At 70.0% G+C, this 19,930-nt stretch carries 16 protein-coding genes; 13 read left to right on the top strand and 3 right to left on the bottom strand.

Translation table 11 applies throughout. The features are described from left to right. The first annotated feature begins 44 nt into the window (after positions 1 to 44). Positions 45 to 2,633 (top strand): alpha-glucan family phosphorylase, encoded by a 2,589-nt coding sequence (gene glgP, locus E3O60_RS14850; protein WP_088456447.1) that lies wholly within the window; start codon positions 45 to 47, stop codon positions 2,631 to 2,633. A gap of 22 nt (positions 2,634 to 2,655) precedes the next feature. Here the strand turns inward: glgP and ybaK are convergent, their stop codons facing one another. Together ybaK and glgX are read right to left on the bottom strand one after the other, a co-directional pair. Next, on the bottom strand, positions 2,656 to 3,147 hold the full coding sequence (gene ybaK / locus E3O60_RS14845) for a Cys-tRNA(Pro) deacylase (protein WP_134408326.1): 492 nt from the start codon (positions 3,145 to 3,147) through the stop codon (positions 2,656 to 2,658). After that, positions 3,144 to 5,201, bottom strand: a complete 2,058-nt coding sequence (gene glgX, locus E3O60_RS14840; protein ID WP_088456445.1) for a glycogen debranching protein GlgX — start codon at positions 5,199 to 5,201, stop codon at positions 3,144 to 3,146. The genes ybaK and glgX overlap by 4 nt, the downstream gene beginning before the upstream one ends. Before the next feature lie 89 nt (positions 5,202 to 5,290). Between glgX and E3O60_RS14835 the strand changes: the two genes are divergently transcribed. The 11 genes from E3O60_RS14835 to E3O60_RS14785 all read left to right on the top strand — a co-directional run bounded on the left by E3O60_RS14835 (position 5,291) and on the right by E3O60_RS14785 (position 17,949). Continuing rightward, positions 5,291 to 6,514, top strand: coding sequence for a cysteine desulfurase family protein (locus tag E3O60_RS14835; protein WP_134408325.1), 1,224 nt, complete (start codon positions 5,291 to 5,293; stop codon positions 6,512 to 6,514). A gap of 3 nt (positions 6,515 to 6,517) precedes the next feature. Further along, a complete protein-coding gene (mnmA, locus tag E3O60_RS14830; protein ID WP_198415727.1) occupies positions 6,518 to 7,714 on the top strand; it encodes a tRNA 2-thiouridine(34) synthase MnmA in 1,197 nt (398 codons plus the stop codon). Continuing rightward, positions 7,707 to 10,028 (top strand): NAD-dependent DNA ligase LigA, encoded by a 2,322-nt coding sequence (gene ligA, locus E3O60_RS14825; RefSeq protein ID WP_134408324.1) that lies wholly within the window; start codon positions 7,707 to 7,709, stop codon positions 10,026 to 10,028. Before mnmA ends, ligA begins: the two co-directional genes overlap by 8 nt. Positions 10,029 to 10,115: 87 nt before the next feature. After that, positions 10,116 to 11,120: an NAD-dependent epimerase/dehydratase family protein gene (locus E3O60_RS14820; RefSeq protein WP_088456441.1), complete on the top strand. Its 1,005-nt coding sequence runs from the start codon at positions 10,116 to 10,118 to the stop codon at positions 11,118 to 11,120. Positions 11,121 to 11,187: 67 nt separating this feature from the next. Beyond that, positions 11,188 to 11,418 (top strand): hypothetical protein, encoded by a 231-nt coding sequence (locus tag E3O60_RS14815; protein ID WP_088456440.1) that lies wholly within the window; start codon positions 11,188 to 11,190, stop codon positions 11,416 to 11,418. Between the two features lie 245 nt (positions 11,419 to 11,663). Further along, the gene (locus E3O60_RS14810) at positions 11,664 to 13,112 is read left to right on the top strand and encodes an alpha/beta hydrolase (protein ID WP_088456439.1); all 1,449 of its coding nucleotides are present in this window, start codon (positions 11,664 to 11,666) and stop codon (positions 13,110 to 13,112) included. Between the two features lie 36 nt (positions 13,113 to 13,148). Beyond that, entirely contained in the window at positions 13,149 to 13,445 is a 297-nt protein-coding gene (gene gatC, locus E3O60_RS14805; RefSeq protein ID WP_088456438.1) for an Asp-tRNA(Asn)/Glu-tRNA(Gln) amidotransferase subunit GatC, read from the top strand. A gap of 4 nt (positions 13,446 to 13,449) precedes the next feature. Then, a complete protein-coding gene (gatA, locus tag E3O60_RS14800; RefSeq protein ID WP_088456437.1) occupies positions 13,450 to 14,997 on the top strand; it encodes an Asp-tRNA(Asn)/Glu-tRNA(Gln) amidotransferase subunit GatA in 1,548 nt (515 codons plus the stop codon). Further along, a complete protein-coding gene (gene gatB / locus E3O60_RS14795) occupies positions 14,997 to 16,532 on the top strand; it encodes an Asp-tRNA(Asn)/Glu-tRNA(Gln) amidotransferase subunit GatB (protein ID WP_088456436.1) in 1,536 nt (511 codons plus the stop codon). Before gatA ends, gatB begins: the two co-directional genes overlap by 1 nt. Further along, positions 16,532 to 16,843 carry a hypothetical protein gene (locus E3O60_RS14790; RefSeq protein WP_088456435.1) on the top strand — a complete coding sequence of 104 codons (312 nt, stop codon included), beginning with the start codon at positions 16,532 to 16,534 and terminating at the stop codon, positions 16,841 to 16,843. Before gatB ends, E3O60_RS14790 begins: the two co-directional genes overlap by 1 nt. Then, entirely contained in the window at positions 16,840 to 17,949 is a 1,110-nt protein-coding gene (locus E3O60_RS14785; protein ID WP_198414989.1) for a VIT1/CCC1 transporter family protein, read from the top strand. The genes E3O60_RS14790 and E3O60_RS14785 overlap by 4 nt, the downstream gene beginning before the upstream one ends. A 114-nt stretch (positions 17,950 to 18,063) precedes the next feature. Here the strand turns inward: E3O60_RS14785 and E3O60_RS14780 are convergent, their stop codons facing one another. Then, the gene (locus E3O60_RS14780; protein ID WP_240632192.1) at positions 18,064 to 18,654 is read right to left on the bottom strand and encodes a TIGR03086 family metal-binding protein; all 591 of its coding nucleotides are present in this window, start codon (positions 18,652 to 18,654) and stop codon (positions 18,064 to 18,066) included. A 229-nt stretch (positions 18,655 to 18,883) separates the two neighbouring features. Between E3O60_RS14780 and E3O60_RS14775 the strand changes: the two genes are divergently transcribed. Further along, positions 18,884 to 19,918 (top strand): LLM class flavin-dependent oxidoreductase, encoded by a 1,035-nt coding sequence (locus E3O60_RS14775; protein ID WP_088456433.1) that lies wholly within the window; start codon positions 18,884 to 18,886, stop codon positions 19,916 to 19,918. The last annotated feature ends 12 nt before the right edge of the window (positions 19,919 to 19,930 follow it).

Raw genomic sequence — 19,930 nt, 5'->3', positions numbered from 1 at the left:
CACCTGTTACCCGGTGGACACGTTGCGCCCCTAAAGTAAGGTTCGTGAAGGCGATCCGTAAATTTACCGTCCGTGCAGTCCTGCCAGAGTCGCTTGCCGCGCTCGATGAGCTGGCCGGCAACTTGCGCTGGTCCTGGCACGAGCCCACCCGGCAGCTCTTCGAGCACATCGCCCCGGAGCTGTGGCGCAGCATCGGCACCGACCCCGTCGCCCTGCTCGGCGCCGTCGACCCGGCCCGGCTGGCGGAACTCGCCCTGGACCACGACTACGTCGCCGGCGTCAACCTGGTGCGCGACGACCTGCGCGCCTACCTCAACGAACCGCGCTGGTATCAGGGCCTCGAGGGGGCGAAGCCGGCGTCGATCGCGTACTTCTCGCCCGAGTTCGGCATCGCGGCGGCGCTGCCGCAGTACTCCGGCGGCCTGGGTATCCTGGCCGGGGACCACCTCAAGAGCGCCTCGGACCTCGGTGTTCCACTCGTCGGCGTTGGCCTGTTCTACAAGGCCGGCTACTTCAGCCAGGCGATCTCGAGCGACGGTTGGCAGCTGGAGAGCTACCCGCTGCTGGACCCCGACGGTCTGCCCCTGTCGGTGCTGCGCCGGGCGGACGGTTCGCCGGTGCAGGTGTCCCTCGCCCTGCCGGACGACCGAACCCTGCACGCTCGCGTGTGGGAGGCCAGGGTCGGCCGCATCCGGCTGCTGATGCTGGACACCGATATCCCGGAGAACACCGACGAACTGCGCCAGGTGACCGACAGGCTCTATGGCGGCGGCGGCGAACACCGGCTGCTGCAGGAACTGCTGCTCGGCATCGGCGGGGCCCGTGCCGTGCGCCTGTGGAGCCACCTCAACGGCCGCGACGAGCCCGAGGTGTTCCACACCAACGAGGGACACGCCGGATTCCTCGGCTTGGAACGCATCTCCAGCCTCATCGGTGAGGGTCTGAGCTTCGCCGAGGCGTTGCAGGTAGCCCGTGCCGGCACCGTTTTCACCACGCACACCCCGGTGGCTGCCGGAATCGACAGGTTCGAAACCTCCCTCGTGCGCCGCTACTTCGAGACCGACCTGCTGCCCGGTGTGGCCGTGGACGACCTGCTGGGTCTGGGCGCCGAGAGCTACCCGGGCGGGTCGCCGGATGTCTTCAACATGGCCATCATGGGCCTGCGGCTCGGACAGCACGCCAACGGCGTCTCGAAGCTGCACGGTGAGGTGAGCCGGCGCATGTTCAGCGGCCTCTGGCCGGGCTTCGACGCCAGCGAGGTGCCGATCACCTCGATCACCAACGGGGTGCACGCCCCCACCTGGACGGACCCGGCGCTGAAGGCCCTCGCCGCGAATCGGCTCGGTACCACCGACACCTCCACGGCCGACTGGGCATCGCCCGCGGTGAGCGACCAGGACCTCTGGGAGGTGCGCGGCGATATGCGCCGCCAGTTCGTCGAGGACGCCCGTCGCCGCATCGGCGCGGCCTGGCTGGTGCAGAACCCCGGCGGTCTGGTGCCGGCGTGGATCAACCAGGTCTTCGACCCCAACGTGCTCACCATCGGCTTCGCCCGTCGGGTGCCCACCTACAAGCGGCTCACCCTGATGCTGCACGATCCCGAGCGGCTGCGCGCCCTGCTGCTGCACCCCGAGCACCCCGTGCAGATCGTCATCGCCGGCAAGTCGCACCCCGCCGACGAGGAGGGCAAGCGGCTGATCCAGCGGATCGTGCAGTTTGCCGCCGATCCTGAGCTGCGCACCCGCATCGCGTTCCTGCCCGACTACAACATCGGTATGGCTCAGCTGATGTACCCGGGCACCGACGTGTGGCTGAACAATCCGCTGCGCCCGCTCGAGGCCTGCGGCACCTCCGGCATGAAGGCGGCCCTGAACGGCGCCCTCAACCTGTCCATCCTCGACGGCTGGTGGCCGGAGTACTTCGACGGTCAGAACGGCTGGGCCATTCCCTCTGCCGACGCGAGCACCAACTCCGCCGAGCGCGACCGCCTCGAGGCCGACGCCCTGTACGAGCTCATCGAACACCAGGTGGCGCCGCCGTTCTACGAGCGCAACGCCGATGGCGTGCCCGAACGCTGGGTCGCCAACATCCGCCAGACCCTGGCCGGGCTCTCGCCCGAGTTGAACGCCGGCCGGATGGTGCGCGAATACGTGGAGAAGCTCTACCGCCCCGCCGGTGTCTCCGAGGCGCGGCTCTCGGCCAACAACTTCCGGGCGGCCCGCGAACTCGCGGAATGGAAGGCCCGCATCGGGGGAGCCTGGCCCGGCGTGGCCGTCGAGCACGTGGAGTCCGGTGGCGTCGCCCCGGTGCCGCAGGTGGGCGATGAACTGCGCCTGCGCGCGCACGTGCAGTTGAACGGCCTCGCACCCGAGGACGTGACGGTGCAGGTCGTCTACGGCAGGAGCACCGGCGGTGACGACCTCACCGACGTCAGCACCCAGGCCCTCGAGCCGATCAACGACGTGCTGGGGCAGGACGCGACCGAAACCGTGACGCCCGGCGCGCCCACCCTGTTCACCGGAACCGTCGAACTCGACAGGTCCGGCGGCTTCGGCTACACCGTCAGGGTCGTGCCGCGGAACGACCTGCTGATCAGCGCGGCCGAGATGGGGCTGGTGGCCGTCGCCGGCTGACCTCGCCCGCGGGCCGGCGTCGTCAGCGGTCCCGGCCGATCGCGGCCACGACGGCGGCGGTGACGGAGACGAGGTCGGCGGGGGAGAGCTCGAGGTCGAAGCCGCGGCGGCCGCCGGAGACGAAGACCGAGTCGAAGAGCTCGGCCGTCTCGTCGAGCACCGTCGTCAGCCGGGTCTTCTGTCCGATCGGGCTGATGCCGCCCACGACGTAGCCCGTTTTGCGCTCGGCCACCTTGGGGTCGGCCATGACGGCTTTCTTCGCGCCGACCGCCGCGGCGAGGGCCTTGAGGTCCAGCTGACCGGAGACGGGCACGATCGCCACGACGAGGGCACCGTCGGCGTCCGCCAAGAGGGTCTTGAACACCTGGTCGGGATCCAGCCCGAGCTTGTCCGCCGCCTCGAGGCCGTAGCCGGCCACCGCCGCATCATGCGGGTAGTGGTGGGCGGTGAACCGGATGCCGGCGTGCAGCAGCGCCACAGTGGCGGGTGTGCCGCCGGCATCCGGCTTGGTCATGCCCGGGCTTCCTCGGCCCGCAACAGCAGCATCGAGGTACCCCCCATGGTGAGGCGGGCGCCCGGCATGTGCGAACTCTGCACCTCGCGGATGTCGTCGTGACTGGAGTCCCAGAGCACCGTGTAGCTGGAGACCCCGGAGTGGATGGGCAGGGTCACCTCGGTGGGCGACTCCAGGCCGTGAACGATCAGGAGGATGCGGTTGAACGCCTCGTGCTCGGGGGTGCTGGCCGCGAGATACTGCAGGGTGCGTTCCTGGGGGGAGTTCCAATCGGCCTCCGACATCGAGGCTCCGGCGGCGTTGTACCAGTCCATCTGGCTGGCGCTGGGGGTGGTCTGGCCCGGCCGGCCGAACCTCACGGGGCGCAGGGCCGGGTTCTCCCGGCGCAGGGCAAGCAACTGCCGGGTGATCCGGTGCAGGTCCTGCTGCCAGTCGTCGAAGTTCCAGTCCAGCCAGGTGAGCTCGCTGTCGTGGCAGTAGGCGTTGTTGTTTCCGCGTTGGCTGCGACCGAACTCGTCCCCGGCGGTGAGCATCGGCACACCCGCGGAGAGCAACAGGGTGCCGAGCAGGTTGCGCATCGCCCGCCGACGGGTACGCAACACCGTGACATCGCGAGTGGGCCCCTCGACACCGTGGTTGAACGAGTTGTTCCCGTCGGTGCCGTCCCGGTTCGCCTCACCGTTGCCGACGTTGTGCTTCACGTTGTACGCGGTGAGGTCCGCCATGGTGAAACCGTCGTGGGCGGTGATGAAGTTCAGCGAGGCGACCGGGCCGCGCTCCAGCGAGAAGGTGTTGGCCGACCCGGCCAGACGGGAGGCGAACCGGCCGATGCCGCTGTCTGAGGTCGAGTGGTTGCGCACGGCGGCGACGTCGGTGAGCCAGAAGGACCGCATCCGGTCGCGGTACCGGTCGTTCCACTCCGACCAGCCGGTCGGGAAGTTGCCGGTCTGCCAGCCGCCCATGCCCACGTCCCACGGTTCCGCGATGAGCTTCACCCCGGCCAGTTCCGGGTCGTCGCGGATGGCGGTGAGCAGAGGGTGGTCCGGCGTGTAGTGCACGTTCTCGTCGCGTGCGAGGGTCGCGGCCAGGTCGAACCTGAACCCGTCGATCTGCACCTCGTTGGCCCAGTACCGCAGAGAGTCCAGCACCAGTCGCATCGGCACGTCGTGGCCGAAGTTGACCGTGTTGCCGCAGCCGGTGACGTCGATGTAATGACCCTTGGCGTTCTGCCGGTAGTAGGTGGCGTTGTCGATGCCCCGCAGGCTCGTGACCGGTCCGGCCGGGCCCTCCTCGGCGGTGTGGTTGTACACAACGTCGAGGATGACCTCGAGGCCGGCCTCGTGCAGCAGTTTGACCATGCCCTTGAACTCGCGCAGCACCGCCTCCGGCCCCTCGGACTGGGAGGCCTGCGTGGCGTAGTCGGCGTGAGGGGTGAAGAAGTTGAGGGTGTTGTAGCCCCAGTAGTTCGACAGGCCCTGCTTGATCAGGCGCTGTTCGGAGACGAACGACTGCACCGGCAGCAGTTCAACGGCGGTCACCCCGAGGTTCTTGAGGTACGCGATGGTGCTCTCGTGTGCCAGTCCGGCGTAGGTGCCGCGGAGTTCAACGGGCATGGCCGGGCTGAGCTTGCTCAGGCCCCGGACGTGCGCCTCGTAGACCACGGTGTGATCCATCGGCGTGTTGGGCTTGACGGCTCCGGCCCAGTCGAAGGCGTCGTCGACCATGGTGGACTGCCATTGGTCGGGTCCCACCCGGGCCAGACCCCGGGCGTACGGGTCGATCAGGGTCTTCTCGGGGTGGAACGAGTGCGTGGGACCGGCTGGACCGGAGACCCGGATGCCGTAGCGGCGGCCCGCGGTGAGGGTGCGGCTACGGCCGACCCAGACGTTGTGGGCGTCGCGCACCATGGGTACGGTGCGCACGATCCAGTTGGGGTCGGTGTGGTCGAAGATGCACAGTTCGATGGCCTCGGCGTGTTCGGACCAGACGCGGAGTTCCCCGCCATTGCTCGTAGCGCGGACGCCCAGATTGCGGAGGGTGTCTGCTGAAGTCATGAGATCTAGAGTAATCAGTGCGGACGGTGTATAAAGACCAGCCCGCACCGGCCCATCCACGGGACCCGAACCAGCCAGGAGGCGAGCACATGTCGGTGCATTTTGACCACGCGTATCTCGACCACGCCGCGACGGCACCGATGCTGCCGGCCGCCATCACCGCGTACGCGGAGGCGATGGCTGTCGTCGGCAATCCGGCGTCCATCCACAGCCAGGGCCAGAACGCCAAACGGATGCTCGAGGAGGCCCGCGAACGGGTCGCCGCGAGCGTGCACTCCGACCCCATCGAGATCGTCTTCACCGGCAGCGGCACTGAATCGGTGAACCTGGCCATCAAGGGCCTGTACTGGGCCCGGGCGCCCCGCACCCGGATCCTCGTGCCCGGCGGAGAGCACCACGCCACCGTCGACACCGTGGAATGGCTCGCCCAGCAGGAGGGTGCGACGGTCCAGTGGATCCCGCTGGACACGCTGGGCCGCATCGACCTCGCCGCCCTCGCCGCGGCCATCGCTGAGGACCCCGAGGATGTGGCCCTGGTGACCCTGCTGGCCGCCAACAACGAGGTGGGCACCCTGCAGCCCGTCGAAGACGTCGCGGCGCTCGCCGCGGCACACGGCATCCCGGTGCACGTGGACGCCATCTCCGCCTACGGTCACGTGCCCATCGACTTCGCTGCCCTGCACGCCACCGGAGTGTCGGCGCTGAGCGTCTCGGCGCACAAGATCGGCGGCCCCGTCGGCATCGGCGCCCTGGTGCTGTCCCGCACGATCACCGTGGTGCCGCTGATCCACGGCGGCGGCCAACAGCGCAAGGTACGCAGCGGCACCCAGGACGTGGCGGCGGCGGTGTCGTTCGCGGTCGCGGCGACAGCCATGACCGCCGACCTCGACGCCGAGAACCGGCGCCTGCGAGTGCTGCGCGACAGTGTGATCGCCGGCGTTCGCGCCGCGGTGCCCTCCGCCGTCTACAACGGCGACCCCGACTCCGCAGATTCGGGCACAGCCGGGCGTCTGCCCGGCAACGCCCACTTCACCTTCCCCGGCTGCGAAGGCGACTCGCTCCTGTTCCTGCTCGACGTCGCCGGGGTGTCGGTCTCCACGGGATCCGCCTGCCAGGCCGGCATCCCGGAGCCATCGCACGTGCTGCGTGCCATGGGCCGTAGCGAGGCCGAGGCCCGCAGCGCCCTGCGGATCACGCTGGGCCGCACCTCGACCCAGGCCGACGTCGACGCCTTGCTGACGGCGCTGCCGGTGGCCTGGGCGCAGGCGATCGGCGCGGGAATGGCCGACTCGGCGCCGCGTGCGTACACTTAACCAGTGAAGATTCTGGCAGCAATGAGCGGTGGGGTGGATTCCGCCGTGGCCGCAGCCCGCGCGGTCGAGGCAGGGCACGAGGTGGTCGGGGTGCACCTGGCCCTGTCGCGCATGCCCGGCACGCTCCGCACCGGCAGCCGCGGCTGCTGCACCGTCGAGGACTCGATGGACGCCCAACGGGCCGCGAACATCATCGGCATCCCGTATTACGTGTGGGACTTCTCCGAGCGGTTCAAGCTCGACGTCGTCGACGACTTCATCGCCGAGTACGCCGCCGGACGCACCCCCAACCCGTGCATGCGCTGCAACGAGAAGATCAAGTTCGCCGCCCTCCTCGAGAAGGCCCTGGCACTCGGGTTCGACGCCGTCTGCACCGGCCACTACGCCTCGATCGTGACGGATGCCGACGGCAACCGGGAACTGCACCGGGCCAGCGCCTGGGCCAAGGACCAGTCCTACGTGCTGGGCGTGCTCACCAAGGAGCAGCTCGCGCACTCGATGTTCCCTCTGGGCGACACGCCGTCCAAGGCCGAGGTACGCGCAGAGGCCGCCGAACGCGGATTCTCGGTGGCGAACAAGCCCGACTCCTACGACATCTGCTTCATCCCCGACGGTGACACCCGCGGTTGGCTCGGCGAGCGGGTCGCCCCGGAAACCGGCGACATCCTGGACCGCGAGGGCAACAAGCTCGGGCAGCACGAGGGCGCCGTGGCGTTCACCGTGGGACAGCGCAAGGGCCTCTCGATCGGCACCCCCGCCGCCGACGGCAAGCCCCGCTTCGTGCTCGAGGTACGCCCGGTGTCCAACACCGTGGTCGTGGGCCCCAAGGAGGCCCTGGCGATCAAGGAGATCGCCGGCACCAAGTACACCTGGGCCGGACTGCCCCCGGAGCACCCCGAGATCGAATTCGCCTGCGACGTGCAGATCCGTGCGCACGCCGACCCGGAGCCCGCCGTGGCCCAGGTCATCTGCGTGCCCGCCGACCCCTCCGCGACGCCGCCGGTCGAGGCGCACACCGAGCTGCGCATCCTGCCGACCGAGCCGCTGACCGGCGTGGCGCCGGGCCAGACCGCTGTGGTCTATGTGGGTACCCGGGTGCTCGGGCAGTGCACGATCGACCGCACGATCAGTGCCGTTCCGGTCAAAAGCGACAACGTTGCAGGCCCGGTTCCCGCCGACTCCGCGACGATCAATGCCTGACGCGACGGGAGCGTCACCGGCCGCCGCGCTGGCCGCCGCCGGCGAGGAGGCCGCCAGCCTGACCACGCGCATCCTCGAGGCCCGCGACGCCTACTACGAGCGCAACCAGGTCATCGTCTCCGACGCCGACTACGACGGCCTGATCCATCGCCTCGAAGAACTCGAACGGCTCTTCCCCGAACTCGCCAGCCAGGACAGCCCCACCCAGACCGTCGGCGGCCGCGCCGAGACCACCCTGTTCGACCCGGTGCAGCACGCCGAGCGGATGCTCAGCCTCGACAACGTGTTCTCCATCGAGGAGTTCGAGGCCTGGGCGGCCAAGGTGCAGGTGAGCGCCAACCGGGCCGTGCACTACCTCTGCGAACTCAAGATCGACGGCCTGGCCATCAACCTCCGCTACGAGAGGGGGGTGCTCGTCAGCGCCGCCACCCGCGGCGACGGCGTGGTCGGCGAAGACGTCACCGAGAATATCGCCCTGGTGCCCGGAATTCCCGCCCGGCTGAGCGGCACCGGGCATCCGCCGCTGATGGAGGTACGCGGAGAGGTCTTCTTCCCCGTCGAAGCGTTCCGGGAGCTCAATGCCGCGCAGAGCGCCGCGGGCGAGCGGGTGTTCGCCAATCCCCGCAACGCGGCCAGCGGGTCGCTCCGGCAGAAGGCCGAGAGCAAGAACGCCGACCAGCTTGCCCTGATGAAGGCCAGGCTCGGCCGGCTGCGGATGCTCGTGCACGGCATCGGCGCGTGGGCCCAGCCCGGCGCCGAGTCGCAGTCCGCCGTGTACGACCTGCTCGCCGGCTGGGGTCTGCCCACCAGCACCCACTACAGGGTCGTCGCGACGCCGGCAGAGGCATCCGCGTTCATCGAGTACTTCGGCGAGCACCGCGGCAGCGTGGAACACGAGATCGACGGCATCGTCATCAAGGTGGACGAGCTCGCCCTGCACGACGAACTCGGTGCCACCAACCGCGCGCCGCGCTGGGCGATCGCCTACAAGTACCCGCCGGAGCAGGTGAACACGAAGCTGCTCGACATCGTCGTGAGCGTGGGCCGCACCGGCCGGGCCACCCCGTTCGCCGTGATGGAACCCGTCAGGGTCGCCGGTTCCGTCGTGCGCCAGGCCACCCTGCACAATCAGGATGTCGTGAGGGCCAAGGGCGTGCTGATCGGCGACACCGTCGTGCTGCGGAAGGCCGGCGACGTGATCCCCGAGGTCCTCGGGCCGGTCGTGGAGCTGCGCGACGGCACCGAACGCGAATTCGTGATGCCAGCAGACTGCCCGGTCTGCGGCACTGGGCTGAAGGCCGCCAAGGACGGCGACATCGACCTGCGCTGCCCGAACGCGCGGAGCTGCCCGGCCCAGGTCTGCGGCCGGGTCGAGCACATCGGCTCGCGGGGTGCCCTCGACATCGAGGTGCTCGGCGAGGTGACCGCGGCGGCGCTGACCCAGCCCACGGTTCCCGAAACGCCGCCGTTGGACACCGAGGCCGGCCTTTTCGATCTCACCATCGAGGATCTGTTGCCGATCAGCGTGGTCGTGCGGGACCCCGAGACCGGCCTGCCCCGCGAGGACGAGGACGGCACCGTGCGTCAGCGCACCCCGTTCCGGCGGAACCCGTCCGCAGCCGAGAAGAAGGCGGGTCTGGACGGCCCGCAACCGTCGTCCAACGCCGTGAAGCTCATCGCCGAGATCGAACTGGCCAAGACCAAGCCGCTCTGGCGCATCCTGGTCTCACTCAACATCCGTCACGTCGGGCCGGTGGCCGCACGGGCCCTGGCGAACCACTTCGGCTCTCTCGACGCCATCCGTTCGGCGTCGCGCGACGAGCTGGCCGAGGTCGACGGAGTGGGCGGCATCATCGCCGACGCCGTGATCGACTGGTTCGAGGTGGACTGGCACCGCGACATCGTGGAGCGATGGGCAGCGGCCGGGGTGCAGTTCGCCACGCCGGGGCACCCGGGCCCCGGTGCCGCTGCGGCGGCCGGTGGAGTGCTCACCGGGCTGACCGTCGTGGCGACGGGCTCGCTGGAGGGCTTCACCCGCGAGGGCGCGTCGGAGGCGATCATCGCCGCCGGCGGCAAGAACGCCTCCAGCGTGTCGAAGAAGACCGACTACGTGGCCGCCGGCCCCGGCGCCGGCTCCAAACTGGCCAAGGCCGAAGCCCTGGGCGTGCGCATCATCGACGCCGACCAGTTCCGGCTGCTGCTCGAACACGGCCCGGCCGGCCTGCCAGACGCCGCCCCGGCGGATCCCCCGGCCGAGAGCGGTGCCGAACCTGAGCCAGTCGCCGCGGCCGAGCCCGGCCGCGACACCGACTAGGCTCCCGCCGGCGGTCGCTCGTCGTTCCGCTGTGCCCAGAGCGAAACTCTCTTGCCGGGGGGAGCGCTGGTTGGGTTAGCTGGCCGCATGCGATTCCTCATTCTCGGCGGAACGGCCTGGCTCGGCAGCACCATCGCGACGGCCGCGATGCACCACGGTCACAAGGTCACCTGCCTGGCCAGGGGCGAATCCGGGAACGCCCCGGCCGGCATCCGCTTCGTGCGGGGCGACCGCGACCAGGCCGGGGCGTACGCGGAGGTGGCGGCCGAAGACTGGGATGTGGTCGTGGATGTGTCGCGGCAGCCCGGGCAGGTCGCCTCGGCCGTGGCGGCGCTGGGCGACCGGGCCGCCGCGTACACCTTCGTATCGTCGGGAAACGTCTACGCCGACACCGCCGTGCCGGGCCAGGACGAGAGCGCTGAGCGTGTCGGTGCGCAGAGCGGTGACGTGATGGAGTCGATGGAGACCTACGGCGAGGCGAAGGTCGCCTGCGAGGACCGGCTCCTTGCGGGGTTCGGCGCCGACAGGTCGCTCATCGTGCGGTCGGGTCTGATCGGCGGACCCGGCGACGTCTCCGACCGCAGCGGGTACTGGCCACTGCGGTTCAGGGAGCCCGCCGGTGCCGACGGGAGTGTGCTCGTGCCCGACGTTCCGGGGCTGCTGGTTCAGGTGATCGACGTGCGCGACCTGGCGGAATGGATCGTCGACGCCGCCGAGGACCGCACAGCCGGGGTGTTCAACGCGACGGGGGAGACCGTGGCGCTGGCCGAACACCTGGCCGTGGCGAGGAGCGTGGCCGGACACACCGGCCCGGTCGTGGGCGCGGATGCCCGATGGCTACTGGATCACGAGGTCGGGCCGTGGTCGGGGCCACGGTCCCTGCCGCTGTGGTTGCCCCTGCCGGACTACGCCGGGTTCAATGCCCGAGACAGCGGTGCCGCCCGCGCCGCCGGATTGGTCACCCGCCCGCTCGCCGAGACCCTCGCTGACACGCTGCGCTGGGAGCGCCTCAGGGTGCCGCAGGGCCCGCGCCGGGCGGGACTGTCCGACGCCGACGAGGTGGCCCTGCTCGCCGCCCGCGCCGCCGGCTGACGCCCCCGCGCCCGCCCGGCCGCCCGCACCAGGCGGCCGGAACCGGCGCCGGCACTAAGCTGCGGCCATGACCCCCATCAAGGATGATGACCGTCCGACCGAGGAACCCACGGTGCCTGAGCTCCTCCAGCCCGGCGAGCCACCGTTCCAGGCGCTGTTCCCGAACCTGGACCGGGTGTCCCGATCCTCCTGGCGCAAGGGAACCGTCAGCCGCCGACGGATCGGCCGCGCGACGGGGCTGCTGATCGGTGTGATCGTGGTCATCGGGACGTTGGTGGTGGGCAGCGTCATCCTCTGAGCCCCTCCAGTCTGCTGCGCCGCCGAGGCGCTCTGAGCCCCGAAAATTCACCTCACCGTGACCGGATGTTCCCCCGCCGGAAACCCGCCCGAAACGCAGCCGCCGAATTGCGCCAAAAAGTGTCCGATCGCCCTGAACGAGGGGCAGTGGCAGCGCCCGCGGCTCGATAAGCTGAGAGCGCATGACTTGCCAGGGGCGTCGAGTCTGTTTGCTGTTCATTCGTTCGGGAGGGGACGGGACGCGTCGTGCTATTCGAGGCCGCTGCACTGCTGACTGCCTCGCTCGCCCTCGTCGGGGTGGGCGGGCCCGTCCTGATGCCCGAATCCTCGCAGGTCAGCGTCTACGAGACCGTTTCGGCCCGGGTCGCGGACCGTCAGAGCGATGCGGGCGCCTCGCAGGCCTCGGCTGAGCTCGAGGTGCAGTCGGCCGCTGCCATCGACATCGACGTGGCCTCCCTCCGCACCATGACGGGGTCGAATCTGCTCGTCGGTATGTCCCAGCTCGCCGTCGCGGAGTTGAGGAGCTTCGTGGCCGATTACCCCACCCGCGTCGACTCGGTGCTAGCGACTCCGCCCGAAGCCACGGTGGTGTCGGCCTGGTGGACGCTGCTCGACTCCACCCAGCGGGCCACCCTCACCACGGCGACCCCGCGGCTGGTCGGCAACCTCGACGGCGTGCCGCTGGCGCAGCGCAGTCGCGCGAACGAGCGATACCTCAGTGAATCCCTCGCTGAGGCCAAGCGGGTCCTCGCCGGCCACTCGTCAGATGCCGAACGCTCCCTGGCCAGCGGCCGGGTTGCCGTGCTCAGCCAGGTCCAACTGGCCCTGAAACCCAGCGACGGCGGGCCCAAACGCAGCCTGATCCTGCTCGACCCCAACGGGTCGGGGCGGGCGGCGATCGCCCTGGGCAACCCGGACACCGCCGACTACATCGGCTACCTGGTACCGGGAATGAACTACCGGGTCGAGCCCGCGATGGTCAACTGGACCACCGTGGCCGACGACGTCTACCGCGAGCAGCGTGCGGTCCTGGCCGCACGCAAGAAGGCGCCGGCCGCCACCACAACCGCACCCGGCACAGCGTCCGTCACCCCGGCATCCGCCACCGGCAGCCGGCTTGTCTCGGGGTACCCGGATGCCGCGGCGACCACAGCGAAGACCGTGGCCACGATCGCCTGGATCGGCTACGAGGCGCCCGACGTGTTCTCCGTCGGCTGGCGTGACCGTGCGGTGGCCGGCGCCGCCTTCCTCGAGACCTCGTGGGCCGGCGTGCGCGCCAGCAGGGGAGCGGACCAGCCCTTCATCTCGGTGTTCGCGCATTCCTATGGTTCGACCGTCTCGCTCATGGCGCTGGCCAACGGCTCCGTGCAGGTGGACGCCCTCGTCGTGGTCGGTTCACCGGGTAGCGAAATCCAGTCCGCCGACAAGCTCGAGGTCGCCAACGGGAACGTCTTCGTCGGCAAGGCGGACTGGGACCCGGCGGTCAGCTCGGCGTTCTTCGGCAGCGATCCCGGCGCCTCCTCGTACGGTGCCAGGGCACTCGGCGTGGACGGGGCGACCGACACCGTCACCGGCGCCTGGCTCGGCGGATCCCTCGGCCACAACGACTATTTCAGGCCCGGAAGCGAGTCCCTGCACAACATGGCGCTGATCGGCACCGACAACGCGGACCTGGCAACCGACGACGACGAATAGAATTGGAGCTTCCGCTTCGATTTTCTTGGGAGTTTCATGTCTGAAATCACGGCCGAGCAGGTTGCGCATCTGGCCAACCTCGCCCGGATCGACCTCAGCTCGGCAGAAATCGATCGCCTCACGGTCGAACTCGGCCAGATCGTCGACTCTGTCGCCAGGGTCGCCGAGGTCGCGACGCCCGACGTCCCGGCGACCAGCCACCCGATGCCGCTGACGAATGTGTTCCGTGACGACGTCGTCGTGCCGTCGCTCACCGTCGACCAGGCCCTGTCCGGCGCCCCCGACCGTGCCGGCGACAAATTCCGCGTGCCCGCCATCCTGGACGAGGAGTAACAACGTGACCAGTCTTATCAACCAGACCGCCGCCGCCCTGGCCGGTCTGCTCGCCGACGGCTCGGTCAGCTCCGTCGACGTCACGCGCGCCCACCTCGACCACATCGACGCCGTCGAGCCCGATGTGCACGCGTTCCTGCACGTGGCCCGCGACGCCGCCCTGGCCACCGCCGCGAGGGTCGACGCCCGTCGCGCCGCTGGCGAGAAGCTCGGCCCGCTGGCCGGCGTTCCGATCGCCATCAAGGACGTGCTCGCCACGCACGACATGCCCACCACCTCCGGGTCGAAGATCCTTCAGGGGTGGATCCCGCCGTACGACGCCACCGTGGTTCGGCGCATCCGCGACGCCGACCTCATCCCGCTGGGCAAGACCAACATGGACGAGTTCGCGATGGGCTCCTCCACCGAACACTCCGCCTACGGCCCCACCCACAACCCGTGGGACCTTGACCGCATCCCCGGCGGCTCCGGCGGTGGCTCCGCGGCCGCCGTCGCCGCGTTCGAGGCACCGTTGGCGCTCGGCAGCGACACCGGCGGATCCATCCGTCAGCCCGCCGCCGTCACCGGTTCCGTCGGCGTCAAGCCCACCTACGGCGGCGTGTCCCGCTACGGCGCGATCGCACTGGCCTCCTCGCTCGACCAGGTCGGCCCGGTCACCCGCACGGTGCTCGACGCCGCGCTGCTGCACGATGTGATCGGCGGGCACGACCCGCTCGACTCGACATCGCTGACGGATGCGTGGCCGTCGATGGCCGCCGCGGCCCAGGCCGGGCTGGCCGACGGTGCCCTCAAGGGGGTGCGGATCGGCGTGATCAAGGAACTCAACGGAGCGGGTTTCCAGGCCGGTGTCAAGCAGCGTTTCGAGGAGACCCTGGCCCTGCTGTCCGCGGCCGGCGCCATCGTCAGCGAGGTGAGCGCCCCGAACTTCGAGTACGCGGTCTCCGCCTACTACCTGATCCTGCCCGCCGAAGCCTCCAGCAACCTGGCCCGCTTCGACTCGGTGCGCTTCGGCATCCGGGTCAACCCGGAGGACGGCCCGCTCACCAGCGAGCGCGTCATGGCCGCCACCCGCGACGCCGGCTTCGGCGACGAGGTCAAACGCCGCATCATCCTGGGCACCTACGCCCTCAGCGCCGGCTACTACGACGCTTACTACGGCAGCGCCCAGAAGGTGCGCACGCTGATCCAGCGCGACTTCGCCGCCGCGTTCGACAAGGTCGACCTGCTCGTCTCTCCCACGGCGCCGACCACGGCGTTCAAGTTCGGCGAGAAGACCGAAGACCCGATGGCGATGTACCTCAACGACATCACCACCATCCCGGCCAACCTCGCCGGCATCCCCGGCATGAGCCTGCCGATGGGCCTCGCGCCCGAAGACGGCCTCCCGGTGGGTCTGCAGGTGATGGCGCCCGCCCGCGCGGATGCCCGTCTGTACACCTTCGGTGCCGCCGTCGAGCAGCTGCTCGAGGCACACTGGGGGCACACCCTGCTCAGCCAGGCACCCGCTCTGGCCAACATCGAAATGTTCGCAACCGAAGGGGGAGCCGTCTGATGGCGAAAGCCGAATTGATGGACTACGACAAGGCCCTCGAGCTGTTCGAGCCGGTGCTCGGCTTCGAGGTGCACGTCGAACTCAACACCAAGACCAAGATGTTCTGCGGCTGCGCCAACGAATTCGGTTCCGGTGCCAACACCAACACCTGCCCCACCTGCCTGGGCCTGCCCGGCGGGCTGCCGCAGGTGAACCGCCAGGCCATCGAGTCCTCCATCCGCCTGGGCCTGGCCCTGGGCTGCGAGATCGCCGAAACCAGCCGGTTCGCCCGCAAGAACTACTTCTACCCCGACACCGCCAAGAACTTCCAGACCTCCCAGTACGACGAGCCGATCGCCTTCAACGGCCAGCTCACCATCGAGCTGGAGAGCGGCCGCCAGGTGACCGTGGACATCGAGCGCGCGCACATGGAGGACGACGCAGGCAAGCTCACCCACATGGGTGGCGCGGCAGGACGCATCCAGGGCGCCGACTATTCACTGGTCGACTACAACCGCGGCGGCGTGCCACTGGTGGAGATCGTCACCCAGATGATCGAGGGTGGCGAAGCCGACTCGCCCGAGATCGGCAAGACCTACGTCGCCGCCATCCGCGAGATCGTCAAGGCGCTCGGCGTCTCGAACGCCCGGATGGAAGAGGGTAACGTGCGCTGCGACGCGAATGTGTCCCTGCGCCCGCGCGGCTCGAACATCCTGGGCACCCGCACCGAGACCAAGAACGTCAACTCACTGCGCAGCGTCGAACGCGCCGTGCGCTACGAGATCCAGCGCCAGGCCGCGCTGCTGCACGCCGGCGGCACCATCACCCAGGAGACCCGGCACTGGCACGAGGACACCGGGGTGACCTCCGCCGGCCGGCCCAAGAGCGACGCGGACGACTACAGGTACTTCCCCGAGCCCGACCTGGTGCCCGTCGCCCCGTCGCGTGCCTGGGTCGAAGAGTTGCGCGCCACGCTGCCCGAGCCCCCCGCGGCCCGCCGCAAGCGGCTGCAGGCGGACTGGGGTTTTGTGAACCTCGAGTTCCAGGATGTGGTCAACTCCGACCTCCTCGACGTTCTGGAGGCCACCATCGCCGCCGGCGCGCCCGCTCAGTCCGCCCGCAAGTGGTGGACCGGCGAGATTGCCCGTCTGGCCAACGCCGCCGGCGTGACTGCCGAGAGCCTCGTGACCCCGGCCCAGGTGGCCGCGCTGATCGAGCTGATCACCGACGGCACCCTCACCGACCGCCTGGCCCGCCAGGTGCTCGAGGGCGTCATCGCCGGCGAGGGCACCCCCAGCGAGGTCGTCGCCAGCCGTGGACTGGCCGTCGTCAGCGACGACGGGCCGCTGATTGCGGCCATCGACGAGGCCCTCGCCGGGCAGCCCGACGTGCTCGCGAAGATCCGCGACGGCAAGGTGCAGGCCGCCGGCGCCGTCATCGGCGCGGTCATGAAGGCCATGCGCGGCCAGGCGGATGCCGCCAGGGTGCGCGAACTGGTGCTCGAACGCGCCGGCAGCGCTCCGGTGGAGTCTGCACCTTCGGAGTCGGTGGAGTAATGGCGCTCTGGAGCCGCCGGCCCGCGGACGCCCCGTCAGCCGACGGGGCGGCCGCGGTGTTCGGCGTCGGCATGCAGGTGGTGGTGCGGCTTGACCGCAGCCGCTACCCCGACTCGATGGTGGAAGACCCGATCGGGGTCATCACCGCGCCAGGCGAGCTCGTCGGCTCGGCGCTTTATGCACCCGTCGTGGGCAAGGAAGCGGTGTGGGTGGTGCACTTCGAGGAACCGTTCTACGGTCTCGACGGCACCGGCCCCCACGAGTCGGCCCGGGTGTCGCAGGGTTCGCTCGAGGCAGCTCCGGAGTCGTGATCGCCGTGGCCGACCTCAACCAGCCCGCCGAGGCCGACATCCGTCGGTGGCGGCGGTATCTGGCCGATGAACAGGCCGAGGCCGCCGTCTACCGTGATCTGGCCGGTCGGCGTTCCGGCGAGGAACGCGACATCCTCCTGGCCCTCGCCGAGGCAGAGGGCCGGCACGAAGCGCACTGGCGCCACCTGCTCGGCGAGCGGGTTGGAGCGCCCCGGAAGGGTGCGCTGCGCACCCGGGTGCTTGGCCTGCTGGCCCGCAGGTTCGGTTCCGTCTTCGTGCTCGCGCTCGCCCAACGCGCCGAGGCACGGTCGCCCTACGACGGGGACGCCGATGCCACCAGCGCCATGGCCGCAGACGAGCGTATCCACGAGGAAGTCGTTCGAGGCCTGGCCGCCCGCGGCCGCCAGCGGCTGTCCGGCACCTTCAGGGCCGCGGTCTTCGGCGTCAACGACGGTCTGGTGAGCAACCTCGCCCTGGTGCTGGGCATCGGGGCGACCGGGGTGCCCACCGCCACCATCCTCTTCACCGGCATCGCCGGCCTGCTGGCCGGAGCCCTGTCGATGGGTGCGGGGGAGTACGTGTCGGTGCGTTCCCAACGCGAGCTTCTCGAGGCATCCACCCCGAACCCGGCCACGCGCAGCGTGCTCTCACACCTGGACGAGGCCGCCAACGAACTGACCCTCGTGTACCGTGCCCAGGGCATGACGCCCGAAGACGCCGAGGTACACGCCCGTGAGGTGCTGCGCACCGTGGCGGTCGCCACCGGTGCGCTCGACGTGAGCCGGCTCGACGGCTCCACCGCCGCACTTGTCGACGAGCACGAAGCCATCGGCACCGGCATGGGCGCCGCGATCTCCAGCTTCTGCTTCTTCGCCTCCGGGGCCCTGCTGCCGGTGCTGCCGTACCTGTTCGGCATGCAGGGCGTCGCTGCGATCATAGTCGCCGCGGTCCTCGTGGGCCTCGCGCTGCTGGCCACCGGCGCAGTCGTCGGACTGCTCTCCGGCGGTCCGCCGCTGAAGCGTGCGCTGCGTCAGCTTGTGATCGGCTTCGGAGCCGCCGGGGTCACCTACCTGCTCGGACTGCTCTTCGGCACCACCGTCGCCTAGCGCCCGGCCTAGCGCCGCAACTGTTGCCGGTGCGGACAAATGGTCCCGGTGTGCCGGGCGCACTTGTCCGAACGAGCAACAGTTGATCGGCGCGGGCGGACGCGGCGGCGGCGGTCAGCGGCGGTCGTCGCGGCCGGTGAGGGCCAGCAGCCGGGACTGCAGCGGAGCGTCCTCGGGCATCGGCACCGGGGAATCGAACAGGCCACTGGCCTCCAGCGCATCCCGCTGCGGCTCGAACACCGTCCAGACCGCCTCGATCAGAGCCGGGTCCAGGGTCTCGTCGGCCGCCGTCGCCCTGGCCAGGTCCCAGGAGTGAATCGTCACGTCGGAGACCTGCTCGCGCAGGTAGTCCAGCACCGTGACGGTGTCGTAGGAGAGTTGCACCGACGCATCCGCAGACGCCGCCTGCCACGCCGCGGTGGCCAGTGAGGAGTGCGTGTGCCATTCGGCAACGAGGTCGTCCCCGAGCGGGTCGACGCGGCGCCGGGCCTGGTCCAGGGTCAGCCCGGCCAGCAGCGGCGGGATCCACTGCTGCTCCCGAACGACGTGGCGCACCAGATCACCGACGGTCCACTCCTTGTCGGGCGTCGGAGCGTTCCAATCGTCCACGGCTGCGATGCGCCGGCCGAATTCACGGTGCGCCTGTTTCTGCAGGGTGTACCAGTCGATCGACGGAGCTGCGCTGGCGGAGGTGGTGTCAAGCACAGTTTTTTCGGACAGAGTCTTTTCAAGCACAGTGGGCTCACTTCGTTGATTGTCGTGCGGCATCCGCCCAGAGGGGAAAGTCCGTGCTGGGTGCAACGACGCTCGGCCCGCGGGCATTCCGGGTCCGCCGGAAATCTCCCCGTCAGTGCGAGAAGTTCCGCCGTAGAAGCTAGGTTCGACAGAGAACACCGCCGGGCTCTGTCCTCGGCCCTACCGCGACGAGGTCCACATGCCAGCTTCCAGTGCCCCGGGTTCCATCGCCGTCATGCTGCCGCGAGACCTGCCCGCAGCGCAGTTCGTGGCTTACGCGCGCCGCGCCGAGGAACTGGGTTTCACCGAGATCTGGGTGGTGGAGGACTGCTTCTTCCGCGGGGGCATCGCCCAGGCCGCCGTGGTGCTCGCCGCCACCACGACCATAGTTGTGGGAATCGGGATCCTGCCCGCCGCAGCCCGGAACCCCGGCTTCGCGACCCTCGAGATCGCCACCCTCGCCGAACTTTTCCCGGGTCGACTGCAGGTGGGCGTCGGGCATGGCATGCCCGTCTGGATGCGGCAGACCGGCAGCTGGCCGACCAGCCCCCTGGCCATGCTCGCCGAGAACATCGACCTCATGCGTGCCCTGCTGCGCGGGGCCTCCATCACGACAGCCGGCCGCTACGTCCAGGCGGATGCCGTGGCCTTGGCCGGTCCGCCGTCCACGGTGCCGCCGATCCTGGCGGGCGTGCGCGGACCGAAGTCCTTGCACCTGGCCGGCGCCTGCGCCGACGGGGTGGTGCTGGCCGAGCCCGTCACCCCCGAATACCTCGCTGCCGCGATCGGTGCCCTCGATGCCGGCCGCGACGCTCCGCCGGAGGGCTTCGGGTTCCCCGGCCTCCGCCCCCCGTCGGCTGCCCGTCACGTGGTGGCCTACAACGCGGCCGCCGTCGACGAGGACCCCGCCGTGGCCCGCAACCTGGTGCGCCCGGCTCTTGAGTGGATCGGCGACCCCGATTGGGCCCCGCACATCACGGTGCTGCCCTTCGCGAAGGAGTTCGCCGCCCTGCGCTCGGCCAGCGCCAGCCGGGCTGACTTCGCGGCAGCGATGCCCGAGAGCTGGGTCGATCAGCTCGCGGTGGTCGGCACCGCCGCATCCGCTCGCCGCCGCATCGATGAGCTGCACACCGCCGGAGCCACGAGCGTTGTCCTCATCCCGGCCGGTCCCGACCCTGTGAAAGCGCTGGAGTCGCTGGCCACGGTCCTGTCGGTCCGGGCTGGTGCCGCCTAGGCTGACACCAAA

Origin of the sequence: Cryobacterium sp. TMB1-7, assembly GCF_004402435.1 — a bacterium.
Lineage (GTDB): Bacteria > Actinomycetota > Actinomycetes > Actinomycetales > Microbacteriaceae > Cryobacterium > Cryobacterium zongtaii.
Note: the sequence above shows the minus strand (reverse complement) of the source record. Positions and strands in the feature narration are given on the sequence as shown.